Genomic DNA, 22,667 nt, shown 5'->3' on the forward strand with positions numbered 1-22,667 from the left:
GCGTGATTCCGGGCAGGAGGCGGCCGTCGCGCACGTCGACGGCCCGCTGCTGGTGCTCGGGGGCCCCGGCACCGGCAAGACCGACACCCTCGTGGAGGCGGTCGCCGCCCGGGTCGCCGAGGGCACCGACCCGGAACGGATCCTGGTGCTCACCTTCGGCCGGCGCACGGCCACCACGTTGCGACACCGGATCGAGGCCCGCATCGTCGCTGCTGCCGGGCGGGTGGTGCACGAACCACTCGTACGCACCTTCCCGGCGTACGCGTTCGGGCTGCTGCGCCGGGCCGCCGCCGCCCGGGGCGAGCCGTCGCCCCGCCTGCTGACCGGCCCCGAGCAGGACCTGATCATCCGGGAACTGCTCGACGTGGTCGGCCCCGACGAGGACGGCGACGATCCGTACGGCTGGCCGCCGGACCTGCGGCCGGCGCTGCGTACCCGGGCCTTTGCCGCGCAGCTGCGCGACCTGCTGATGCGGGCCGCCGAGCGCGGGATCGGGCCGGCGCAACTGGCCCGGCTGGGCGAGCAACTCGACCGCGCCGACTGGCCGGCCGCCGCCCGGTTCCTGCGCGAGTACGTCGCCGTACTGGCCCTGCGGGACGCGACCACCCGCGGGTCGGTCGCCTACGATCCCGCCGAACTGGTCCGGGCCGCCACCGGGCTGCTCGCCGACGACCCCGAGCTGTTGGCCGCGGAACGTCACCGGCTCGCCCACGTCTACGTGGACGAGCTGGCCGACACCGACCCGGCCCAGGTCGACCTGCTGGCGCGGATCGCCGACGGCGGCCGGTCGCTGGTCGCCTTCGCCGACCCCGATTCGTCGACGTACTCGTTCCGGGGCGCCGACCCGACGATCGTGTCCACCTTCCCGCAGCGCTTCCGCACCATGTCCGGTGCGCCCGCGGCCACGGTCACGTTGCACACCTCCTACCGGGCCGGGAGTCGGCTGCTCGCCGCCACCAACCGGCTCGCCCGCCGGCTGCGGGGCCCCGTCGGCCACCGGGAGCTGCGGCCGCTGCCCGACGCGCCGCCCGGCTCGGTCCGGGTGCGCACCTTCCGGTCCGCGACCAGCGAGTCGACGTACGTCGCCCACGCACTGCGCGAGGCACACCTGGTCGACGGCGTGCCGTGGTCGCGGATGGCCGTGATCGTCCGCTCGACCGCCCGCCAACTGCCGTCGTTGCAGCGGGCCCTGCACGCCGTCGCGGTCCCCACCGTCGTGCACGCCGAGGACCTGCCGCTGCACCTTCAGCCGGCCGTCGCCCCGCTGCTGCTGTTGCTGCGCTGCGCGCTCGAGCCCGACCGGCTCGACGAGGAGGCGGCGGTGGCGCTGCTGCACTCGCCGCTCGGTGGCGCCGACCCGCTCGCCGAACGGCGGCTGCGCCAGGGGCTGCGGGCCCTCGCGCTCGCCGTCGGCGACCGGCGGCCGTCCGGCGAGCTGCTCGTCGAGGCGCTGCGCGACCCGACCGAACTGGTGGCGATCGAGCGCCGCTGGGCCGCACCGGCACAGACGGTCGCCGCCCTGCTCGGCACCGCGCGGACGGCCGCCGCCCGGCCCGGGGCGACCGCCGAGGACGTGCTGTGGGCGGTGTGGCAGGCCACCGGGCTCGCCGAGCGATGGCACCGGATCACCGCGCGCGGCCCCGCGATGGACGGCGAGCCGGACACCGTACCCCGGATGCGGGCCGCGGCCGCCGACCGCGACCTCGACGCGGTTGTGGTGCTCTTCGACACCGCCGCCCGGTTCGTCGACCGGCTGCCCGGGGCCCGCATCGAGGTCTTCCTCGACCATGTGCTCGGCCAGCAGTTGCCGGCCGACACGCTCGCCCCGAGCGCCGACCGGGGCGAGGCCGTACGTCTGCTGACCGCCCACGCGGCCAAGGGACTGGAGTGGGATCTCGTGGTCGTCGCCGGGGTGCAGGAAGGGGTCTGGCCCGACCTGCGGCTGCGCGGCAGCCTGCTCGGCTCCGAGCGGCTGGTCGACGTGCTCGCCGGCCGGGCCGCCGGGGCCGGCACCGCGGCCGCGGTGGCCGGCCAGTCCGCGGCCATGCTCGCCGAGGAGCGCCGCCTGTTCCATGTCGCCGTGACCCGGGCCCGGCACCGGCTGCTGGTCACCGCCGTCGCCTCGGCGGGTGCCGGCGGTGGCGCGGACTACGAGGAGCAGCCGAGCCGCTTCCTCTACGAGTTGGGCGTCGTCGACCCACCGCCCGGCGGCCCGGCCGGTGACGGGGCGACCGGCGGACCGGACGGTGACGGGCCCAGCGGGCCGGACGCGACCGTCCCGGGCGACGGCGATTCCCACGGCGATCCGGTGGAGTTGCCGGTCGGCCGGCCGCCCCGGGCCCTCACCCTGGCGGCGCTGGTCGCCGAGTTGCGTACCGCGGTCACCGACCCGGCGACGCCACCGGACCGGCGGCGGGCGGCGGCCGGTGAACTGGCCCGGCTCGCCGCCGCCGGCGTACGCGGCGCGCATCCGGACGACTGGTGGGGCCTGCGCGCGCTCTCCGACGACCGGCCGCTCGTCGACGAGGGCGAGCCGGTCAAGGTCACCCCGTCCACGATGGAGAGCGCGCTGCGGTGCAGCCTGCGGTGGCTGCTGGAGAAGCACGGCGGCAGCGCCCCCGCCGGGGTCGCGCAGGGCGTCGGCAACCTGGTGCACGCCGCGGCGATGCTCGCCGAGGATGCCACCGCCGACCGGGCGCAGCTGCTGGAGTACGTCGCCGCCCGGTTCGACGCCATTGACCTGGCCGCCCGCTGGATGGCCGGCCCGGAGCTGACCCGGGCCGAGGCGATGGTCGACAAGCTGCTGCGCTGGCTGGCCGGCAATCCCCGGCGGCTGCTGGCGATCGAGCACGAGTTCGCCGTACGCCTCGACGACCCGGCCCGCCCGGTCGACCTGACCGGCCGGGTCGACCGGCTGGAGGTCGACGCCGACGGGCGGCTGGTCGTCATCGACCTGAAGACCGGCAAGTCGACGTCGGTGACCGGTGCGGAGCTGGCCGAACATCCGCAGCTCGGCGCCTACCAGGCGGCGGTCGAGGCGGGTGGGTTCGCCGAGTTCGGCGACGAGTCGGGAGGTGCCGCCCTGGTCCAGCTCGGCACGTCCACGAAGGATGCCCGGGAGCAGGGGCAGGAGGCGGTCACCGAGGCCGAGGACGCCGGCTGGGCGCGGGCGATGGTTCGCCGTACGGCCGAGACGATGGCGGCCTCGACGTTCTCCGCGGTGGCCAACTCGAAGTGCCGGGTCTGCCCGGTGCGGACGAGCTGCCCGGTCTCCGGCAAGGGCCGCCAGGTGGTCGAACCCCCGACGTCGCGCAGGCCGGAGAGTAACTCGTGACGCAGCCTTCGTTGTTCGCGGCGGCCCCGGCGCCCCGCCGGGCGGCCGACGCCGGCCCCCGCTACACCCCGCTGGAGCTGGCCCGGCTGCTCGGGCAGCCGCACGCGCCCACGCTGGAGCAGGCGGAGATCATCGCCGCTCCGGTCGAGCCGCTGCTGGTGGTCGCGGGCGCGGGTTCGGGCAAGACGGAGACGATGGCGGCCCGGGTGGTCTGGCTGGTGGCCAACGACTACGTACGGCCGGAGCAGATCCTCGGCCTCACCTTCACCCGCAAGGCGGCGGGCGAGCTGACGCACCGGGTACGTACCAGGTTGGGGCAGCTGGTCCGCCGACTCGGCCGGGAGGGGCGGGACGCGGCCCGGGACCTGCTCGGGGGCGAGCCGACGGTGGCCACCTACCACTCGTACGCGTCGCGGGTGGTGAGCGAGCACGGGCTGCGGGCCGGGTTCGAACCGTCGACCCGGCTGCTCACCGAGGCGTCCCGCTGGCAGATCGTCGACATGGTCGTGCGCAACCACGACGGCGACATGTCCGGTGTGGACCGGATGCCGAGCACGGTCACCGACGCCGTGCTCGCGCTCTCCGGCGAGATGGCCGAGCACCTGGTGACGCCGAACGAGTTGGCCGCCTGGACCGGACGGTTCTTCGCCGACGTGCAGGACCCGCCGGGCAAGGTGTACGCCGACGTACGGAAGTCGCTGGCCGTGCAGCAGTTGCGGCTCCGGCTGCTTCCGCTGGTCCGCGCGTACGAGCAGCGTAAACAGGACTTCGAGGCGATGGACTTCGGCGACCAGATGGCGCGGGCCGCCCGGGTCGCCCGCGACCACCCTGAGGTCGGCGCGATCGAGCGGGAGCGGTTCCGGGTGGTGCTGCTCGACGAATACCAGGACACCAGTCACGCCCAGGTGGTGCTGCTGCGGTCGCTGTTCGGGGGTGGTCATCCGGTTACCGCGGTCGGCGACCCGTGTCAGTCGATCTACGGCTGGCGGGGGGCGAGCGCCGGCACCCTCGATCGTTTCCCCGGTGAGTTCGCCGCCGCCGGCGGCCGTCCGGCGCGTACGTTGACGCTGACGACGAGCTGGCGCAACCGGCCGGAGATCCTCGGTGTGGCCAACTCGCTGTCCGCCCCGTTGCGGGTCGCCGGGGCCAGGGTCGCCGAGCTGGCGGCGGCGTTCCGGGTCGCCGAGCCGATCGCCGGGCGGACCGCGCGGGGCCGGCCCGGCCGGACGGTCCACTGTGCCCTGACCGAGACGTTCGTCGACGAGGCGGCCTGGATCGCCGACGGCATGCTCGCCGCCTGGCGGGGAGCGGCCGGGATGCCGGAGGCCCTGCCCGAGCACATCCCGCTCGACCGCCGCCCGACGAGCGCCGTACTCGTGCGGCTGCGTAGCCAGATCCCGCCGATCGAGGCCGCGCTACGTGCGCGCGGTCTGCCGGTCGAGGTGGTCGGCCTGGGTGGCCTGCTGGACACCCCGGAGGTACGGGACGTCGTCTGCACGCTGCGGGTGCTGGCCGACCCGACCGACGGCCCGGCTCTGCTGCGGCTGCTCACCGGTGCCCGCTGGCGGATCGGCCCGCGTGACCTGGTGGCCCTGCACCGGCGGGCGAAGGTGATCGCGGCCGGCCGTCGCGAGTTGTCCCGGGCCGACGGCGAACCGGAGATCGTGACCGACCGGCTCGACGACGCGACGCTGGTCGAGGCGCTGGCCGACCTCGGCCCGGCACAGACCTTTTCGGCGGAGGGGTACGCCCGGCTGCGGGCGTACGGCCGGGAACTCGCGCTGCTGCGCCAGCGGCTCGACCAGTCGCTGCCGGACCTGATCGCCGACGTCGAGCGGACCATCGGGCTCGACGTCGAGGTGGCCGTACGCGCCGGTGCCGGCCGGGGTGGTGACGCCGGGTTGGCCCGCGGCCACCTCGACGCCCTCGGCGATGTCGCGGCCCGGTTCGCGAGCGACACGGAGGGCGCCGCGCTGCCCGGTTTCCTGGCGTTCGTGGCGGCGGCCGAGGACGAGGAACGCGGGCTGGCCCCCGGTGAGGTCGAGGTGGTCGAGGGTGCGGTGCAGATCCTGACCGCGCACGCGGCCAAGGGCCTGGAGTGGGACGTGGTGTCGGTCGCCGGCCTGACCCGTGGGGTGTGGCCGGGCCAGGTCCGCGCCTCCGACCACCATCTCGCCGGGCTCGGGGTGTTGCCGTTTCCGCTGCGTGGCGACGCCGACGGTCTGCCCCGGCTCGACCTCGACGACGCGCCGGACCAGCGGGCGGTGCACGGGGCCTTCGGTGAGTTCCAGCGGCAGTGGCAGGAGCACGACGAGCGGGAGGAGCGGCGGCTCGCGTACGTCGCGGTCACCCGGCCCCGGCGGCTGCTGCTCTGTTCCGGTTTCTGGTGGGGCGACGGGGTACGCCGGGCCCGCGGCCCCTCGGTGTTCCTGGAGGAGATCCAGGAGCGCTGCCGGGCCGGTGACGGCGTGGTCGACGGGTGGGCGCCGGAGCCGGCCGGCGACGCGGTCAACCCGACCTCGGAGGTGGTGCTGCGCGCCGAGTGGCCGGCCGATCCGCTCGGCGCCCGCCGGCCGGCGATGGCGGAGGCCGCCGCGCTGGTCCGGCAGTTGATGACCGAGACGGTGCCGGCCGATATTCCGGCCACCGAGCCCGCCGAGACCGCAGCGGCGCCCGGTGCGGAGGAACCCGCCGGGCCGCCGCCCGGATCGGACCGGCCCGGCGCGGACGGATCCGACGACGGTATGCCGGCCGAGGTCGCGCCCGTGGACGGTGCCGACGACGGGGGGACCCGGTCGTGACGCGGTGGCGGCGGGAGGTCGGCATGCTGCTGGCCGAGCGGGACCGGCTGGCCAGTGCCGCCGGGCCGCAGGAGGTGGCACTGCCCGGACACCTGTCGGTGTCGCAACTGGTGGCGCTGCGGCGCGACCCGCAGGCGTTGGCGCGCCGGCTGCGCCGGCCGATGCCGGCCCGGCCGGACCCGTACGCCCGCCGGGGCACCGCCTTCCACGCCTGGCTGGAGCAGCGGTTCGGGGCCGCGCGGCTCTTCGACGTCGACGATCTGCCCGGCGCGGCCGACGAGGACGCCGCGCCCGACGAGGCGCTGGAGTTGCTGCGGCGGCGGTTCCTGGACAGCGAGTGGGCCGACCGGGTGCCGCACGAGGTCGAGGTGCCGTTCGCCACGGTCGTCGCGGGGGTGGTCGTACGCGGCCGGATGGACGCCGTCTACGCCGACCCGGGCGGCCGGTACGACGTGGTCGACTGGAAGACCGGCCGCCAGCCGACCGGCGCCGAGGCGACCGCCGCGGCGGTGCAGTTGGCGGCCTACCGGCTGGCCTGGGCGGACCTTGTCGGGGTGCCGGTCGAGCACGTGCGTGCGGCGTTCCACTACGTACGCGACGGGGTGACGGTCCGGCCGGCGGACCTGCTCGACGCGGCCGGTCTGACCGAGCTGGTGGCCTCCGTGCCCGAAGCTGGACCGTGACTTCGCCGGGATCTGCCGGCAATGCCGTCTGTCGCGTGTTACGCTCCGGGCGTTGCTGTATTTGGTTCCCATGACCATGTCGAGTGGTCCCAGCTCTATGCGCGCCCGTGGGATGCAACCCCGGGCGCCATTTGTTGTGTCCGGATCTTCCGGCGGGGCGATCACCACCGCGACGACAATCCGCGCGTTCGGCGCGGGCAACACCATCGGATCCGCACAGTGCGGGTTCGATCGTTCCGTCAAAGGAGACGAGACAGATGGCAATTGGCACCGTGAAGTGGTTCAACGCCGACAAGGGCTTCGGGTTCATCACCCCTGACGACGGCGGCGCCGACGTCTTCGCCCACTTCTCGGCGATCCAGAGCTCGGGCTACCGCAGCCTCGACGAGAACCAGCGCGTCGAGTTCGAGGTGACCCAGGGCCAGAAGGGCCCGCAGGCGGAGAACATCCGCCCGCTCTGACCGGTTCGGACGACCGGCCCGCACCGTTCGGTGCGGGCCGGTCGTGTATCAGCGGTGGGTGACACAGCGTGAGCGCTAGTTCGCGTCCCGCACCGCGTCTTTCTGAGGAATTCATCGAATCGCGTCTGATGGGCGACTGCGTCCGGCAGTGCGGTACGTAATGCTGTGAGCTGGGGGATTCATCGGCGGTCAGGGGGCGCCGATGACCGGAACGGGCGGTGGGGGAGGACGTGTGGAGGCGGACGTCGGCACCGGTGCGGTGCGGGAAATCCTGGTGGTCGTGGGGGTTGCGGTGGGCGGCTTGCTACTCGCGGTAGTCGCCGCGTTCGCCCCCTGGTACGACGTGTCGGCCGGCCCCGGCGGGGCGGAGGTCGTCGAGATGCGCGCGCCGGCCGGGCCTGCCGTCGGCGACCTGGCCACCTCTCCCGACGCGGGCTGAGGCGGCCGGGCGGATACGGGTCGCGCCCGGGTGTTTCACTAGTGGAGATGTCCGCAGAGCCCCCGCCGCCGTCGCGGTCCCGATCCTCGTCGGGGCCGGACTGGTCGGCGGGCGCGGTCACCCGGCTGAGCACCCCGGCGGTGGTGCCGCCACCGCCGCCACCACCGCCCACCGATCGTGGCCGGGCGGACCGGCGCCGGCTCTGGCTCTTCGGCGGGGCCGCCGCCGCCGTGCTGGCCGTCGGTCTCGTGGTGGTTCTGGCGATGGTGCTGTCGGGCAACCCGGATCCGTTCCGGCCGAATCCGGATCCCGTCGTCGACGCCCGGCCGCCGCTGGCCAAGCTCTGCCCGGCGCCGACCGGGTCGCCGTCGGCCGACCCGGCTCCCGCCGACCCGCTCCCGCCGGTCAGCGGTAACCGCACCGTCGACACCGAGGCGGGGATCTCCTACCGGGCGTACGACGCCCCGTGGCAGCCGTGGAACGCGGTGTGGAGCGCCGGCACGCTGGAGGTGCCGTACAAGGTCGGTCAGCACTTCGTCACCGAGCGTCAGTACAACGGTTTCAGCGACTACCACGCCTCGATCCTGTCGGCGGCGGTACCGGCGGCCGACAACGACGCCCTCTCGGTCAACATCGAGTGTGTCGGCCGGCAGGTGGCCGCCGACGTCCGGGCGGAGTACTACCCGCAGCCCAACCGGATGGAGCTGCTCCGCGACGAGCGGGCCGTTCTCGGCGGCCGGCCGGCGTGGGTGACCGTGTTCCGGCTGCACTTCACCCAGCCCGGCCTGCAGGCCACCGACGAACTGGCCGCGGTGGCGCTGATCGACGTCGGCCGGCCGACCGCCGCGATCCTCTACATCTCGATCCCGGGCACCCACCGTCAGTACGACTACATGGTCGACGACGCGCTGGCCTCGGTCCGCCCGCTCTGACGGCCCGTCCGTCGGATTCCGCCTCCACCTCGCGGAGGCTGGCGTTCATGCTCCCCATTTCCTATCGTGTTTGTAGGAGTTCGACGGTGAGCTCGGACGGTGGGGGAGACACGATGACGGAGACGGTGGCGGTCGTCGGCGGTGGTTGCAGTGGCGTGCTCGTCACCCGGGAGCTGCTGCGATGTACCACCGCCCGGGTGTTGCTGGTCGATCCGGCCGACGCGCCCGGCCGCGGTCTGGCGTACGGCGCCGCCCGGCCCTGGCATCTGCTGAACTCCCCGGCCCGGGCGATGAGCGCCGATCCCGACGCGGGCAACGACTTCCTCGACTGGTGCCGTCGCCGCCGGCCGGCCGTCGGGCCCGGCGACTTCCTGCCCCGCGACTGGTTCGGCGACTATCTGCAGGAGACGCTGCGGGCCACCGCCGCGTCCGCCGGCCCCCGGCTGCGGATCCATCGGGCCCGGGTGGACCGCGTTACTTCCGACCGTGGAGCCGGCGTCGGACTGCGTCTCGCCGACGGCGGCCGGCTGCGCGCCGACCGGGTCGTACTCGCCATCGGGCATGCCGCGCCGACCGATCCGTGCCGGTTGGATCCCGCGGCCCGTGAGCATCCCGGCTACGTCGCCGATCCCTGGCGTCCGGACGCGCTGGCCGTGGTGCCCACGGACCGGCCGGTGCTGCTGGTCGGCACCGGCCTCACCGCGATCGACGTGACGTTCAGCCTGATCGAGGCCGGGCACACCGGCACGATCGTGGCGGTTTCCCGGCACGGCCTGCTGCCCCGGACGCACCACCGGCCGGGCCCACCCACGCACCCGCCCGCCACCCTCCCCGAAGCCGCGCCGTCGCTGCGTGGCCTGGTCCGCCAGGTCCGGTCGCTGGTCGCCGGCGGCGCGGACTGGCGGGCGGTCGTCGACGGGCTTCGCCCACGGGTCGACGCTCTGTGGGCCGACCTGCCGGCCGCCGACCGCGACCGGTTCCTGCGGCACCTGGCCCGGCACTGGGAGGTGCACCGGCACCGGATGGCGCCGGACGTCGCCGACGAGGTGGCCCGGTTGCGCGCCGAGGGTCGGCTGGTGGTGCGGGCCGTCGCCGTGCGCGGGGTCGCGACGCACCCCGAGGGCGACCTGCGGGTCACCCTCGATCCCGGGTACGACCGCATCCGTTTCGGTGCGGTCGTCAACTGCACCGGTCCGGGTGCGCTGCCCCGGTCGACCGACCGGTTGGTCGGCGGGCTGGTCGCCGACGGGGTGGCCCGACCGGGGCCGCACGGCCTCGGGCTGGACGTCGCCGACGACGGCGCGGTGCTGGGCCGCGACGGGCACCAGCTCCTGCCACTGTGGACCGTCGGTCCGCCGCGGCGGGGCCGGTTCTTCGAGACCACGGCCGTACCCGAGATCCGCGCGCAGGCCCGCGCGCTCGCCGTACGGCTGGCGGCCGGCGCCGCCGGACCCCCGGGCGGTTCCGGCGTCCGGCCCGCGCCGGCCGGCGGCCAGGTGCCGGTTCCGGCGTAGGACGGTGCTACCGGATATCCCTATCCAACTGGTAGACATAGTCGGTAGAGATCCGGTCGACGGGGCACACCGGCGACGAGAGGTGGCGCGATGACCTTCCACTGGTTCCTTCCCACGTCCGGCGACAGCGACCAGGTCGGCGCGGCGACGGTCACCACCGGCGCCGCCCGGCACGACCGGGCGGCGACGGTCGAATACCTCGGCGCGGTCGCCCGGGCCGCCGAGGAGGCCGGCTTCTCCGCCGCGCTGACCCCGGTCGGCTCCGGCTGCCCGGACCCCTGGATCGTGTGCAGCGCGGTCGCCCAACACACCTCGACGCTGCGGATGCTGGTCGCCGTACGGGCCGGGTTCGCCCTGCCGACCCTCGTCGCGCAGCAGGCCCAGGCGTTCCAGTCGATCTCCGGTGGGCGGCTCGCGATCAATATCGTGACCGGCGGCGACCCGGCCGAGCAGCGGGCGTACGGCGACTTCCTGGACCACTCGGCCCGCTACGCCCGCACCGCCGAATACCTCGAGGTGCTGCGGCTGGCCTGGGCCGGCCGGCCGTTCGACCACACCGGCGAGCACTACCGGGTGGAGGCCGGCGGGCTGGCGGTGCCGCTCACCGACCCGCCGCCGATCTACTTCGGCGGCGCGTCGCCGGCGGCCGAGGCGGTCGCCGCCCGGTATGCCGACGTGCAGTTGATGTGGGGCGAGCCGCCGACGGCCATCGCCGACCGGGTGGCGCGGATCCGGCGGCTGGCCGCCGGACACGGACGTACCCTGCGCACCGGCATCCGGCTGCACGTCATCGCCCGGGAGACCGCGGCGCAGGCGTGGGCCGAGGCGGACCGGCTGCTGGCCGGCATGGACGCCGACCGGATCGCCGCCGCGCAGGCCCGGTTCGCCCGGATGGACTCGGTCGGTCAGGCCCGGATGACGGCCCTCAACGAGGGCACGACCACCGGCCTGACCATCGCGCCGAACCTCTGGGCCGGCGTCGGCCTGGTCCGCGAGGGCGCGGGCACCGCACTGGTCGGCAGCTACGACGAGGTCGCCGCCCGGATCGACGAGTACGCGGCGCTCGGGGTGGACGAGTTCGTCCTCTCCGCCTGGCCGCACCTGGAGGAGGCCGTACGGGTCGGCCGGCACGTCCTGCCACGTACCGTCGCCGGTCGGGCCGCCGCCGCCCGACTCACGGTCTCGGCCGCGACATGACGCGCTAGGGTCGCCTTGTGGCTGCCCGCAGAGCAAGAATTCCGGCAACGAAATACCCCGTCGAGCGGCTGACGCTCGACAACGGCCTGCGGGTGGTGCTGGCACCCGACCGAACCGCGCCGGTGGTCGGGGTCGCCGTCGTATACGACGTCGGCATCCGGTCCGAGCCCGAGGGCCGAACCGGCTTCGCCCACCTCTTCGAACACCTGATGTTCCAGGGGTCGGCCAACCTGGAGAAGCTGGCGCACTTCCGGCACGTGCAGGGCGCGGGCGGCACCTTCAACGGCTCCACCCACTTCGACTACACCGACTATTTCGAGACGCTGCCGAGCAACGCCCTCGAACGCACGCTCTTTCTCGAGGCCGACCGGATGCGCGGTCCCCGGCTGACCGAGGAGAACCTGCGCAACCAGGTGGACGTGGTCAAGGAGGAGATCCGGGTCAACGTCCTCAACCGCCCGTACGGCGGTTTCCCCTGGTTGAAGCTGCCGCCGGTGCTGTTCGACACCTTCCCGAACGCGCACGACGGCTACGGCTCATTCACCGATCTCGAAGGCGCGACCGTCGCCGACGCGGCCGACTTCTTCGAGCGCTACTACGCCTGCGGCAACGCGGTGCTGGCGGTGGCCGGCGACTTCGACGTCACCGAGGCGACCGCGCTGGTCGAGCGGCACTTCGGCGACGTACCGGCCCGGCCCGCGCCGGAGCGGCCGAGCTTCGCCGAGCCCGACCTGACCGCCGAGCGGCGGCAGTCCTACACCGACCCGCTGGCGCCGCTGCCGGCGTTCGCGTCGGCGTGGCGGGTGCCGGACCCGATCGACGACTTCGACGCCTACCTGCCGTACGTGGTGCTGGCCGAGGTGCTGACCGACGGCGAGGCGTCCCGGCTGGTCGAGCGGCTGGTGCAGCGGGACAGGTCGGTCACCAGCGTCGGCAGCTACCTGGGCTTCATGGGCGAGGCGTTCGAGGTACGCGACCCGACGGCGATGCTGCTGCAGGCGCACCTGCCGCCCGGCGGCGACGTCGACAAGGTCCTGCGTACGGTCGACGAGGAACTGGACCGGCTGGCCACGGACGGGCTGGCCCCGGGCGAGTTGGCGCGTACCCAGGCCCGGATGGCGACCCACCTGCTACGCGACAACGACGCGGTGCTCGGGCGGGCCCTCGGGGTGGCGGTGCTGGAACAGCAGCGCGGCGCCCCCGAGCTGATCAACGAGTTGCCGCGACTGGTCGGCGCGGTGACGCAGGAGCAGGTCCGGGCCGCCGCGGCCACGCTGCGGCCGGACCGTCGGGCGACGGTGGAGGTCGTCGCCGGTGCCGCGGCTCCGGCCGGAAAGGGAAAGGGAAAGGCGAACAAGTGACGCACACGCTCCCGCCGCTCGGACCCAGCCGCAAGCTCAAGCCGCCGAAGGAGGTGGAGCGGACCCTGCCGAACGGGCTGACCGTACTGGCCATCCGGCGCCCGGCCGTGCCGCTGGTCGAGGTACGGCTGCGGGTGCCGTTCGCCCGTGCCCACCTGGCCCGCTCCGCCCTGCTCTCCCAGACGCTGCTGTCCGGCACCGCCACGAAGTCCACGGTGGACATCGCCGCCGAGTTGCAGGCCGTCGGCGGCGGCCTGGCGGCGGGGCTGGACCCCGACCGGCTGGTGGTCTCCGGCAACGGCCTGGTCACCGGGCTCGACCGGATCCTCGACGTCCTCGCCGAGGTCCTCACCGGTGCCGCCTATCCGAAGACCGAGGTGGCCGTCGAGCGGGACCGGCTCGTCGACCGGATCCAGGTCGCACAGAGCCAGCCGAGTCACCTGGCCCGCGCGGCGCTGCTGCGCCGGATGTACGGCAACCACCCGTACGCGGTCCAGACGCCGGACGTCGACCAGGTCGAGGCGGTCCGCCCCGGTCAGTTGCGGGCGCTGCACGCGGCGCGGATCCATCCGGCCGGCGCCACCCTGGTCCTCGTCGGCGACTTCTCGCCGGGCAAGGCGCTCGACTCGGCCGAGCGGGCCCTGGCCGGCTGGACCGGTGGCGGTGCCGACGTGACGCTGCCGCCCGCGCCACCGCTGGTCCCCGCCCCGCTGCTCCTGGTGGACCGGCCGGGGGCCGTCCAGTCGTCGCTGCGGATGGCGCTGCCGGCGGTCGAGCGGACCCATCCCGACCATGCCGCGCTGCAACTGGCCAACCTGGTCTTCGGCGGCTACTTCTCGTCGCGCTGGGTGGAGAACATTCGCGAGGACAAGGGGTACACGTACGGGCCGCACTCGCTGATCGAGCACAGTGAGGCGGGCTCGGCGCTGGTGGTGGCCGCCGAGGTGGCCACCGAGGTGACCGGTCCGGCGCTGCTGGAGACGCTCTACGAACTCGGCCGGCTCGCCTCGCTGCCGCCGAAGGAGGACGAACTGGAGCAGGCCCGGCAGTACGCGCTGGGCACGCTGCAACTCGGCATGTCGACGCAGGCCGGACTGGCGAGCCTCGCCAGCACGTACGCCGGGTTCGGGTTGCGGCTGGACTACCTGACCGAGCATTCGGCGCGGCTGGCGAAGGCGACCCGCGACGAGGTGGCCGCCGCCGCGGCGAAGTATCTGGCGCCGGCGGGCGCGGTCACCGTCGTGCTCGGCGACGCCGACAGGGTCGGGTCCGCGGTGGCGGCGCTGACCCCGGTCGAGCGCGCGGTCGCGCAACCGTGACCGGTTGGCCGGACGGGCCGGTGCCGCCGCTGGCCCGGTCGACCCTCGACCGGGCCGCCCACCGGCGTACCGACCCGGTCTGGCTCGCCGACGCCTGGAAACGGGCCCGGGTGCTGGTCGTCGATGCGGCGGCCGGCGGTCGGGCCCTGGTCGAGGGGGCGGCGACGGCCCCGGTGCTGGTGCTCCTCGACGCCGACGCGGCACCGGAGGTCGACCCGGCGGGGCGGCTGTTCCTCGGCGTCGAGCCGGACGGCACGCCGGTCTTCGCGGTCGACGCGCCGCTGCCGGCCCGTGCCGGCGCCCGGGCGGTGACGTTGCGCGATGTCGGGCACCTGCTCGGCGACCGGGACGCCGGGGTGTTCACCAGCGCCGTGGCACTGGCGAACTGGCACGCCGCGCAGCCGTTCTCACCCGCGTCGGGGCAGCCGACCTCGGTTGCCGGCGCCGGCTGGTCCCGGATCGACGGGGAGGGCCGACAGCTCTGGCCGCGCACCGACCCGGCCATGATCGTGGCGGTGCACGACGGGGTGTCCGGGCCGGACGGTCGCTGCCTGCTCGGCAACAACGCGACGTGGCCGGACCGCGAGGGCGAGCTGCGGTTCTCCTGCCTCGCCGGCTACGTCGAGCCGGGTGAGTCGGCGGAGGCCGCGGTGCTGCGGGAGGTCGACGAGGAGGTCGGGGTGACCCTCGACCGGATCGAGTACGCCGGCAGCCAGGCGTGGCCCTTTCCGGGGTCGCTGATGCTCGGCTTCCTGGCCACGGCCGATGCGGGGCAGCCGTTGCGGGTCGACCCGACGGAGATCGCGGTCGCCCGTTGGTTCACCCGCCGGGAGATCGCGGCGGTGCTGGCCGGGGAGCGGGTCGACGCGGGCGACGGCCGGGCGGTCACCCTGCCGATGGAGTCCTCGATCGCGTTCTTCCTCATCAGCCGGTGGTTGGAAGGCTAACTTTACGGCTTTTCACCCAAAGTAGTCGAATAGTTGCATATGGTCGTTCTCGGATGAGCTGACGAGGCGCCGCCGCCAGGCGTCCGCAGGCAAGGAGAAGCCCCTATGCGCACCAGAATCCTCGCGGTCGCCGCCGCGACCGTACTCGCCGTCGCCGCGGCGGCGACCGGATCACCGGCCGCCGCGGCGCCCACCGGAGACACCACCGCCACATTCACCATCGAGGCCGGGACCCTCGACGTCGTCGTACCGGCGACCGCGACGATCGACCCGACCGTCGTGGACGGCACGATCACCGGCGCCCTGGGCACGGTGACCGTGACCGACGGGCGCGGCGAGCTTTCGGCCGCCTGGACCGCGACCGCCTCCGCCACCGACTTCACGACCGGCGGCGGTACCGCTTCCGAGACGGTGCCGGCCAGTTCCGTGGTCTACACGACCGGGTCGACGACGGTCGTGAGCGGTGAACCGACCGCGACGCCCGGTGCTCCCGGACCGCTTTCCGAACCGCTGACCGCGGTGGGTGTCACGGCCGTCGGCAGCAACGCCGTCAGCTGGAACCCCACCCTCGAGATCACCCTGCCGGACGCTCTGGTCGCCGGCACCTACACCGGAACGGTGACGCATTCGGTGGCGTGACCGGTTGCCGTCGCGGGTTGCCGTGGCGCTGGCGATCCTCGTCGCCGGGGCCACGGCAACCGCCGTCCCGGCCTCGGCCGACGACGGCCGTATCGGCATCCGGCTCCTGGAGGCACCCGTCGACCGGCGCGACGACCCACGGGCCCGGGTGTACGTTATCGACCACCTCAACCCCGGTACGAGCATCGAGCGCCGGATCGAGGTGGCCAACAACGCGCCCACCCCGCGCACCGTCGAGCTCTACCCGGCCGGCGCGGCCATCGAGGACGACGCGTTCACGATCGCCGAGGACCGGACGCCCAACGAACTGTCCGGGTGGATCTCGGTCGACCGCCCCTCGGTCGAACTCGGTCCGTACGAGCGGACCACCGTGCTGGCCACCGTCGACGTTCCGGCCGCCGCGTCCCGGGGCGAGCGGTACGCCGTCGTGTGGGCCCAGGCCAGCGCGTCGACCGCCAGCCCGGGCGCCGGCAACGTCGGCGTGGTGCACCGGGTCGGCATCCGGGTCTACCTCGACGTCGGACCCGGCGGCGAGCCGCCGTCGCGCTTCGAGATCGGCGAGCTGACCGCGAGCCGGGGGCCGGACGGCGTACCGACTATCACCGCCGACGTGAACAACACCGGCGAGCGGGCGCTCGACCTGAGCGGGTCGCTGAACCTGACGGACGGTCCGGGGGCGATGCGGGCCGGCCCGTACCCGGTGGTCCTAGGCACCACGCTCGCGCCCGGCACGAGCGGCCAGGTCGTGGTCGAACTGGACGCCCGGCTGCCCGACGGGCCGTGGACGGCCGAGCTGACCCTCACGAGTGGCCTGTTGAAGCAGACATCGACCGTGACACTGACCCTGCCGCCGCCGGGCTCGACCAGCCGGGCCGCGGCCACCGCCGGGCGGCCGTTCCTCGCGTACGCACTGGCCGGGGTGGCGCTGGTCGTTCTGGTCGCGGCCGGGCTGCTGGCGGCACGGCAACGGGACCGGATCGCGGCACGACGGCCGCGCGCCAGGCGGGCGAGTGCCGGGGTACGTCCGGCGGGCCGCACCCGCCCCTGAACATGGTCTTGGCCCGTGACCATCGTTGCCGCGACGGCCACGGACCAAGATCCGATCCCGTCGTAGCCGGTCGGGCGTTCTTGCACGGCGGGGGAGCCGCGCCGGCGACGACGGTGTCTCAGGGGTGTTCCAGGACGGATCCGGGATCGATTGAGTTGGTTGCTACGTGCGGCGGTGCCGGAGGCCCGGGAGGGGCTCGGCGAGACGCACCACCTTGACCCGCTGGCGACCGGACCGTACCGCGCCCACCGACGACGACAGGGCCCGGGCGAGCAGCAGCGCGGCGTCCCGGTCGTCGGCGCGTACGGTCTGACGGCGCGGCTCCGGCGTGGTCCTCTCGTCGCGGAGCCGCTGGCCCTCGGCCCAGGCGGCGGCGAGGTCGTCGTCAGCGACGGCGCGGATGTCGGTCCGTACGATGAGAAACCGCATGGTGTCTCCCGGCTCGGGTTGAACCGTTACGGATAGTCGTTGGTGTTGCCGATCTCGGACGGGGTCGGCATCGTCGTCGGCGCCTCCGACCGGGTCCGAGTGGTGAATATTCATCGGTGGAACTTCCACGGAACACCCTTGGTTATGTTCGCCCAGGTGTTTCGGGCCGGCAAGGCAAAACCGATGATCGGCTGTGAGGCCCGTCCATTCGGGTGACGAACTACATTGCTGCAGTTCGTTGCCGGGGTGGGGGCGCCGGCCGCCGACGGGTGTTCCACGGCGACCGGACGTCCCCCGTACGGGTCAGCCGCGGTCGAATTCGCCCGCCTTCGCCGCCGAGATGAAGCCCGACCAGCGCTCGGCGTCGAAGGTCAGCACGGGGCCGCCGCGGTCCTTGCTGTCGCGTACGGCCACCGGCGCCGACGGCACGGTTTCCAGCGCGACCTCGACACAGTTCGCGGTCTGGCTGCGGGAACTCGTCCGCCAGGCGGGTGTGCCACCGGTCGGCGTGGTGGGTCGACGGTTCGTCATCGATCAACTCCTGATGCTGGTTGGTCCGGTGCACCGGCGCGGTGGCGCTCAGCGGCCCGGATGAGGCTGGACTTCGCGGGTGCGTCGCGCCGGTGGCCCGGTCAGGGCACCCGGTCCGGCGGTGGCGTTCGACGCGGCGGGGGCACTCGGGGTGGCGGTTCCTGGCGCGACGCCTTCCGGCGTGGCCGTGGTCGTGCGGCGGCGCGGGGAGTCCGGGCGAGGGGCCGGGACCGGTGACCAGGGTGCGGCGTCGGTGAGCCAGACGAGCGAGTCGGCGGCCGACAGCGCGGCCTCGCGGAGCCAGTCGAACACGGCCGTGTACCGGTCGATCTCGGTGCGGTCGGTCAGCACCAGGTGGATGGAGAGTCCCTCGATCGCCAGTGTCTCGGGGTCCTGCGGGTGGGCGAATCCGTAGAGCGAGAATCCGGTGTGCGGCAGGTACCAGTCGCCGATCGTCGCCGTCCTCGGCAGCACCCGCAGGGTGACGTTGGGTCGGGCCGCCAACTCCCGGAGCCGGACGAGCTGACCCCGTACGACGTCCGGCGGTCCGCCGCGACTGCCGAGCGCGGCCTCATCGATCACCGCCTCGTACCGCAGCGGCGTGGCGTCGCGGGTCAGCAGCGACTGGCGGGCCAGCCGGGCGGCCACCTCGGTCTCCGCGTCGGTGTTCTCCGCCGGGCCCGCGGCGAGCGGCCGTGACGAGAGGAAGCGCACGCGGGCGTACCCGGGGGTCTGCAACAGGCCCGGGACCAGCACGGGCGCCCACTCGCGGATCTCGACGCAGCCGGCCTCCAGTTCGGCGTAGCCGCGCTGCCGGGCGGTCATCACGGGATACGAGCGCAGCCACGCCCGCGCGTCACCGGCCGCCCGGGTGACCGCGACAAGGTCGTCGCGTAGTGGCCCGTCGACCGAATAGGTGTCCAGCAGGTCGAGCACGTCGCCCAGGTCGGGGCGGCTGCGACCGTTTTCCAGCCGGGACAGTTTGGAGGCCGAGGCCCAGCCGACCCGGGCGATCACCTGCTCGCCGGTGAGGCCCGCCGCCTCGCGCAGCCGGCGGAGTTCGGCTCCGAGCCGGCGCCGCGCGGTCGGGATCGACACTGGTGACACCGACACCACTCCCTCGTCCGACTTCGGTTCGACGAGGCCGGCTCGTCGGCGATCTTCTCGGGTGGCGGCCCGCACCAGTATGCCCGCATGTCCGTGTTTTGTCGGGCGGTTTACCAGGCGTGTCATGTCGTGGGCAGTCCGGACGGGGCCTACGGATCGGCGCGCTCCCGAAAACGCGAGGACCCCGGCTCGCCGCCGGGGTCCGCTGCGTCGTGCGGTCGCCTACCAGGCCCGGTCAGGCTGTCACGCCCAGCTCGGCCAATGCCTTCTTCACCTGGACGATCGTGGGGTTGGTCATGACCGACTCGCCGCCGTCGGCGGAAACGATGCGTACCGTGGGCACGGTCTGGTTGCCGCCGTTGACGCTCTCCACGAACTTGGCCGCCGCCGGGTCCTGCTCGATGTCGACCACCTCGTAGCCGATGCCTTCGCGGTCGAACTGCGACTTCAGCCGATGGCAGTAGCCGCACCACGGCGTGGAGTACATCGTCAGCATGGTCAATCCTCCCGGGGATGAGAGATGTGTCCTTGATCGGACCCACCAACAACTGCAACGTACGGAGAAGCTGCCATGATTCCTACTCGTGGGGGTTGATTCGGCGGACCGGGCGGTCGTTGAACGCGTCCTTTCGGGGCTCGACCCGGAGCAACGGTCGGCGGTGACCGCCCCGGCCGGGCCGGTCTGCATCCTGGCCGGCGCGGGCACCGGCAAGACGAGGGCGATCACGCACCGGATCGCCTACCGGGCCCTGTCTGGTGGCATCACCGGGCGGCACGTGCTCGCGGTGACCTTCACCGCCCGGGCGGCGGCGGAGATGCGGGCCCGGCTCACGTCGCTCGGCGTCGGCGGGGTGCAGGCGCGCACCTTCCACGCGGCCGCACTGCGGCAGGTCCGCTACTTCGCGCCCCGGCTGCTCGCCGGCCGGGAGATGCCCGAACTTCTCGACAGCAAGGTGCGACTGGTCACCCTCGCGGCCGCCCGGGCCGGGCTGCGCACCGACCGCGCCGCCGCCCGCGACCTGGCCGGTGAGATCGAGTGGGCGAAGTCGTCGCTGGTCGAGCCGGGCGACTATCCGGTGGCCGCGGCCAAGGCGATGCGGGAGATTCCGCACGAGGCGGCCAAGGTCGCCGAGGTGTTCGCCGCCTACGAGAAGATCAAGCGTGCCAACGGCGTGATCGACTTCGAGGACATGCTGCGGGCCGCGGTGTGGGGGATCGAGGAGCACCGCGACGTCGCCGAGCAGGTCCACGCGCAGTACCGACACTTCGTCGTCGATGAATACCAGGACGTCAACCCGCTCCAGCAGCGGCTGCTCGACGCCTGGCTCGGCGGCCGCGACGACCTCACCGTGGTCGGCGACGCCAGCCAGACCATTTACTCGTTCACCGGAGCCACCTCCGGCTACCTGATCGACTTCCCGCGCCGGCACCGCACCGCCGTCGTGGTCCGGCTCGTCCGCGACTACCGTTCGACCCCGCAGGTCGTCGGGCTCGCCAACGCCGTCATCCGGCAGGCCCGCGGCACCGAGGCCAAACTGCGGCTGGAACTCGTCGGCCAGCGCCCGCCGGGGCCGGAACCCGACGTGCGGATCTTCGCCGACGAACCGGCCGAGGCCGCCGCCGTCGCTGCCCGCTGCCGGCAACTGGTCGAGGCCGGCACCCCGGCCCGCGAGATCGCCGTACTCTTCCGCACCAACGCCCAGTCCGAGGCGTACGAGAAGGCGCTGGCCGAGGCCGAGGTGCCCTACGTCGTGCAGGGCGCGGAGCGGTTCTTCGAACGTCCCGAGGTCCGCCAGGCGGTGATCGCGCTGCGGTCGGCGGTCCGTTCGACACCGGGCGAGACGCCACTGGTCCGCGCCGTCGTCGAGGCGCTCACCGCGGTCGGGTGGGCACCCGACCAGCCGCCGCCGGGTGGTGCGGCGCGGGAGCGCTGGGAGGCGCTGGCCGCGCTGGTGCAACTGGCCGAGGAGCACGCCGCCCGGCAGCCGGTGCTGCCGCTCGGCGAGGCGGCGGCCGTGGAGCGCCCGGCCACCCTCGCCGACTTCTGCGAGGAGTTGCAGCGGCGGGCCGCGCAACAGCATGCCCCCACCGTCGAGGGCGTCACGCTCGCGTCGTTGCACTCGGCGAAGGGCCTCGAATGGGACGCGGTGTTCCTGGTGGGGCTCTCCGACGGCACACTGCCGACGACCTACGCCAAGACCACCGAGCAGATCGAGGAGGAGCGGCGCCTGCTCTACGTCGGCGTGACCAGGGCCCGGGAATCGCTCTGGCTGTCGTACGCCGTGGCACGCTCGCCCGGTGGTCGGGCCCGCCGGCCGTGCCGCTTCCTGCCGCAGTTCGACCGACCCGGTGACTCCCGGGGCAAGCCGTCTTCCGGCGGCAGTCGGAAACCCGACGTTCGACGAAACCAGGTGGTGTCCTGCCGGGTCTGCGGCGGCACCCTGCTGGCCGGCGTCGACCGCAAACTGGGTCGCTGCCCCGACTGCCCGTCCGACCTCGACGAGGAGCTGCTCGACCGGCTGCGCGAGTGGCGTGGCGTCGTCGCCTCGATACAGAAAATCCCTGCGTACGTGGTGTTCACCGACGCCACTCTGATGGCGCTCGCCGAGCGCCGACCGTCCCGCGCCGAGGAGCTTCTGGCGATCGCCGGGATCGGACCCCGCAAGCTCGCGCTCTACGGCGACGCGGCGATCGCGCTGGTGGGTGGTGCGGCGGTGGCCGAAGTGACGCCGGAAAAAAGTTCCCCGGAAGAGTCGTAAAACCGTTTGCCCTCGCCCCCGATGCAGGCATAGCCTCATGGCACACCTCGCGAGCGGCGGCGTTAAGGCTGCTCAGAGGGTGTGTGAGACCGTGTCAGTGACGAGGAAAGGTGAGGAGGCGACAACCATGGAGCTCTACGTCAAGCAGCGTTCGGAGTGGCTGTCTGCTGCCCTCACCTCGGTGTCGGCCGTCAGAGTGCTGCCGTCCGCTGACACTGCCCTGCTGCCCCAGACGCACCAGGCGCCGACCCAGGCCGAACTGATCCTGGCGCCGAAATCTGTCGAGGCCAAGGGGATCAGTGGCTTCGCCGGCGGCGATGTCCCGACCGCTGCGAAGCGGATGGACGTCCGCGGAGTTCCACCTCGAGGAAGGCCGGTCTAGAAATAGACCACCGGCTCACCTCGAGGCCGCGGAACCCGTAACCGGGATCCGCGGCCTCAGTTTTTGTCTCACCCAGGAACAACGATCCACAAGATCGAAGCGAGAGAGAGGTGACCGGGCGATGAGTCTGGCGCTGGCCCCCGTCGACGTGAACGTCGAACTGGAGGCGAACCTGCCCTGCCGGAAGTTCGACCCCGACCTGTGGTTCTCCGACGCCCCCGCCGAGCTGGAACTGGCCAAGTCGCTGTGCGGCGACTGCCCGCTCCGGGTCGCGTGCCTCGCCGGTGCGGTCGACCGCGCCGAGCCGTGGGGTGTCTGGGGTGGCGAGATCTTCGAGCGTGGCGCGGTCGTCCCGCGCAAGCGGCCCCGTGGCCGTCCGCGCAAGGAGGACGTCGCCCGTGACCAGGTCCTCCGGGTCGAGGTCGAAGCGCGGATGGCGGCCAACGGCCTCGCCGAGTCGCGCGACACCGTCCGGCTGGCGGCCTGACATGAACCCGATCCGGATGTCCGCCGGTGTCGTACCGGCAACGCACAACGAAATGACCACCGTCACTGCAACTCCGAGCGGAGCCGACACCATGAATCTCATCCACGAAGCGTTGTCCCGAGCGCGAATGCGCCGGCCTCAGGCCGGCAAGACCACGCGCACTGAGGCAACCCGATCCGCCCGTACCATCTCGATGCAGGCCCGCCGGCAGGCGGCCCGGGACATTGGCGGCTACTGATAGATGACTGATCAGGGGCTCGGCCGGGGGTATCCACCCGGGCCGAGCCTCTGGTCGTA

19 protein-coding genes and 1 pseudogene are annotated in these 22,667 nt (G+C 73.5%); 16 read left to right on the forward strand and 4 right to left on the reverse strand.

Annotated features, from left to right (window positions below):
- Nucleotides 1–52 precede the first annotated feature (52 nt).
- The 12 genes and pseudogenes from Prubr_RS17070 to Prubr_RS17125 all read left to right on the forward strand — a co-directional run bounded on the left by Prubr_RS17070 (nucleotide 53) and on the right by Prubr_RS17125 (nucleotide 16,675).
- Nucleotides 53–3,334: an ATP-dependent helicase gene (locus Prubr_RS17070; RefSeq protein WP_246568763.1), complete on the forward strand. Its 3,282-nt coding sequence runs from the start codon at nucleotides 53–55 to the stop codon at nucleotides 3,332–3,334.
- A pseudogene (locus Prubr_RS17075) lies at nucleotides 3,331–6,818 on the forward strand (ATP-dependent helicase). Before Prubr_RS17070 ends, Prubr_RS17075 begins: the two are co-directional and overlap by 4 nt.
- Before the next feature lie 257 nt (nucleotides 6,819–7,075).
- Nucleotides 7,076–7,279 carry a transcription antiterminator/RNA stability regulator CspE gene (cspE, locus tag Prubr_RS17080; protein WP_107079793.1) on the forward strand — a complete coding sequence of 68 codons (204 nt, stop codon included), beginning with the start codon at nucleotides 7,076–7,078 and terminating at the stop codon, nucleotides 7,277–7,279.
- A 232-nt stretch (nucleotides 7,280–7,511) separates the two neighbouring features.
- Complete coding sequence (locus tag Prubr_RS17085) at nucleotides 7,512–7,718, forward strand: hypothetical protein (RefSeq protein WP_212826628.1); 207 nt, start codon at nucleotides 7,512–7,514, stop codon at nucleotides 7,716–7,718.
- Nucleotides 7,719–7,765: 47 nt separating this feature from the next.
- Complete coding sequence (locus Prubr_RS17090; protein WP_212826631.1) at nucleotides 7,766–8,650, forward strand: hypothetical protein; 885 nt, start codon at nucleotides 7,766–7,768, stop codon at nucleotides 8,648–8,650.
- 113 nt (nucleotides 8,651–8,763) lie between these two features.
- Nucleotides 8,764–10,164 carry an FAD/NAD(P)-binding protein gene (locus Prubr_RS17095; RefSeq protein ID WP_212826633.1) on the forward strand — a complete coding sequence of 467 codons (1,401 nt, stop codon included), beginning with the start codon at nucleotides 8,764–8,766 and terminating at the stop codon, nucleotides 10,162–10,164.
- A 90-nt stretch (nucleotides 10,165–10,254) separates the two neighbouring features.
- Nucleotides 10,255–11,361 carry an LLM class flavin-dependent oxidoreductase gene (locus Prubr_RS17100; RefSeq protein WP_212826635.1) on the forward strand — a complete coding sequence of 369 codons (1,107 nt, stop codon included), beginning with the start codon at nucleotides 10,255–10,257 and terminating at the stop codon, nucleotides 11,359–11,361.
- Between the two features lie 17 nt (nucleotides 11,362–11,378).
- Nucleotides 11,379–12,722 carry a M16 family metallopeptidase gene (locus tag Prubr_RS17105; protein WP_212826637.1) on the forward strand — a complete coding sequence of 448 codons (1,344 nt, stop codon included), beginning with the start codon at nucleotides 11,379–11,381 and terminating at the stop codon, nucleotides 12,720–12,722.
- Nucleotides 12,719–14,041: a M16 family metallopeptidase gene (locus Prubr_RS17110; RefSeq protein ID WP_212826639.1), complete on the forward strand. Its 1,323-nt coding sequence runs from the start codon at nucleotides 12,719–12,721 to the stop codon at nucleotides 14,039–14,041. The genes Prubr_RS17105 and Prubr_RS17110 overlap by 4 nt, the downstream gene beginning before the upstream one ends.
- Entirely contained in the window at nucleotides 14,038–14,988 is a 951-nt protein-coding gene (gene nudC, locus Prubr_RS17115) for an NAD(+) diphosphatase (protein WP_212826641.1), read from the forward strand. The genes Prubr_RS17110 and nudC overlap by 4 nt, the downstream gene beginning before the upstream one ends.
- Nucleotides 14,989–15,093: 105 nt before the next feature.
- Nucleotides 15,094–15,627 carry a hypothetical protein gene (locus tag Prubr_RS17120; RefSeq protein WP_212826643.1) on the forward strand — a complete coding sequence of 178 codons (534 nt, stop codon included), beginning with the start codon at nucleotides 15,094–15,096 and terminating at the stop codon, nucleotides 15,625–15,627.
- Between the two features lie 4 nt (nucleotides 15,628–15,631).
- Nucleotides 15,632–16,675, forward strand: a complete 1,044-nt coding sequence (locus tag Prubr_RS17125; RefSeq protein WP_212826645.1) for a hypothetical protein — start codon at nucleotides 15,632–15,634, stop codon at nucleotides 16,673–16,675.
- Nucleotides 16,676–16,837: 162 nt separating this feature from the next.
- Here the strand turns inward: Prubr_RS17125 and Prubr_RS17130 are convergent, their stop codons facing one another.
- The gene (locus Prubr_RS17130; protein WP_212826647.1) at nucleotides 16,838–17,104 is read right to left on the reverse strand and encodes a hypothetical protein; all 267 of its coding nucleotides are present in this window, start codon (nucleotides 17,102–17,104) and stop codon (nucleotides 16,838–16,840) included.
- Between the two features lie 39 nt (nucleotides 17,105–17,143).
- Between Prubr_RS17130 and Prubr_RS17135 the strand changes: the two genes are divergently transcribed.
- Entirely contained in the window at nucleotides 17,144–17,320 is a 177-nt protein-coding gene (locus Prubr_RS17135) for a hypothetical protein (RefSeq protein WP_212826649.1), read from the forward strand.
- An 87-nt stretch (nucleotides 17,321–17,407) separates the two neighbouring features.
- Here the strand turns inward: Prubr_RS17135 and Prubr_RS17140 are convergent, their stop codons facing one another.
- The 3 genes from Prubr_RS17140 to Prubr_RS17150 all read right to left on the reverse strand — a co-directional run bounded on the left by Prubr_RS17140 (nucleotide 17,408) and on the right by Prubr_RS17150 (nucleotide 19,238).
- A complete protein-coding gene (locus Prubr_RS17140) occupies nucleotides 17,408–17,635 on the reverse strand; it encodes a DUF397 domain-containing protein (RefSeq protein WP_212826651.1) in 228 nt (75 codons plus the stop codon).
- A gap of 48 nt (nucleotides 17,636–17,683) precedes the next feature.
- Complete coding sequence (locus tag Prubr_RS17145) at nucleotides 17,684–18,748, reverse strand: helix-turn-helix domain-containing protein (protein ID WP_425518025.1); 1,065 nt, start codon at nucleotides 18,746–18,748, stop codon at nucleotides 17,684–17,686.
- A 229-nt stretch (nucleotides 18,749–18,977) separates the two neighbouring features.
- The gene (locus tag Prubr_RS17150; RefSeq protein ID WP_212826655.1) at nucleotides 18,978–19,238 is read right to left on the reverse strand and encodes a mycoredoxin; all 261 of its coding nucleotides are present in this window, start codon (nucleotides 19,236–19,238) and stop codon (nucleotides 18,978–18,980) included.
- 88 nt (nucleotides 19,239–19,326) lie between these two features.
- Here Prubr_RS17150 and Prubr_RS17155 point away from each other — a divergent pair, with 88 nt between their 5' ends.
- The 3 genes from Prubr_RS17155 (at nucleotide 19,327) to Prubr_RS17165 (ending at nucleotide 22,370) form a co-directional block, all read left to right on the forward strand.
- Complete coding sequence (locus Prubr_RS17155) at nucleotides 19,327–21,501, forward strand: ATP-dependent DNA helicase UvrD2 (RefSeq protein ID WP_212826657.1); 2,175 nt, start codon at nucleotides 19,327–19,329, stop codon at nucleotides 21,499–21,501.
- 127 nt (nucleotides 21,502–21,628) lie between these two features.
- Nucleotides 21,629–21,883, forward strand: coding sequence for a hypothetical protein (locus Prubr_RS17160; RefSeq protein WP_212826659.1), 255 nt, complete (start codon nucleotides 21,629–21,631; stop codon nucleotides 21,881–21,883).
- A 121-nt stretch (nucleotides 21,884–22,004) separates the two neighbouring features.
- Nucleotides 22,005–22,370, forward strand: a complete 366-nt coding sequence (locus tag Prubr_RS17165; protein ID WP_212826661.1) for a WhiB family transcriptional regulator — start codon at nucleotides 22,005–22,007, stop codon at nucleotides 22,368–22,370.
- Nucleotides 22,371–22,667: the final 297 nt, after the last annotated feature.

This window comes from Polymorphospora rubra, from assembly GCF_018324255.1.
GTDB lineage: Bacteria > Actinomycetota > Actinomycetes > Mycobacteriales > Micromonosporaceae > Polymorphospora > Polymorphospora rubra.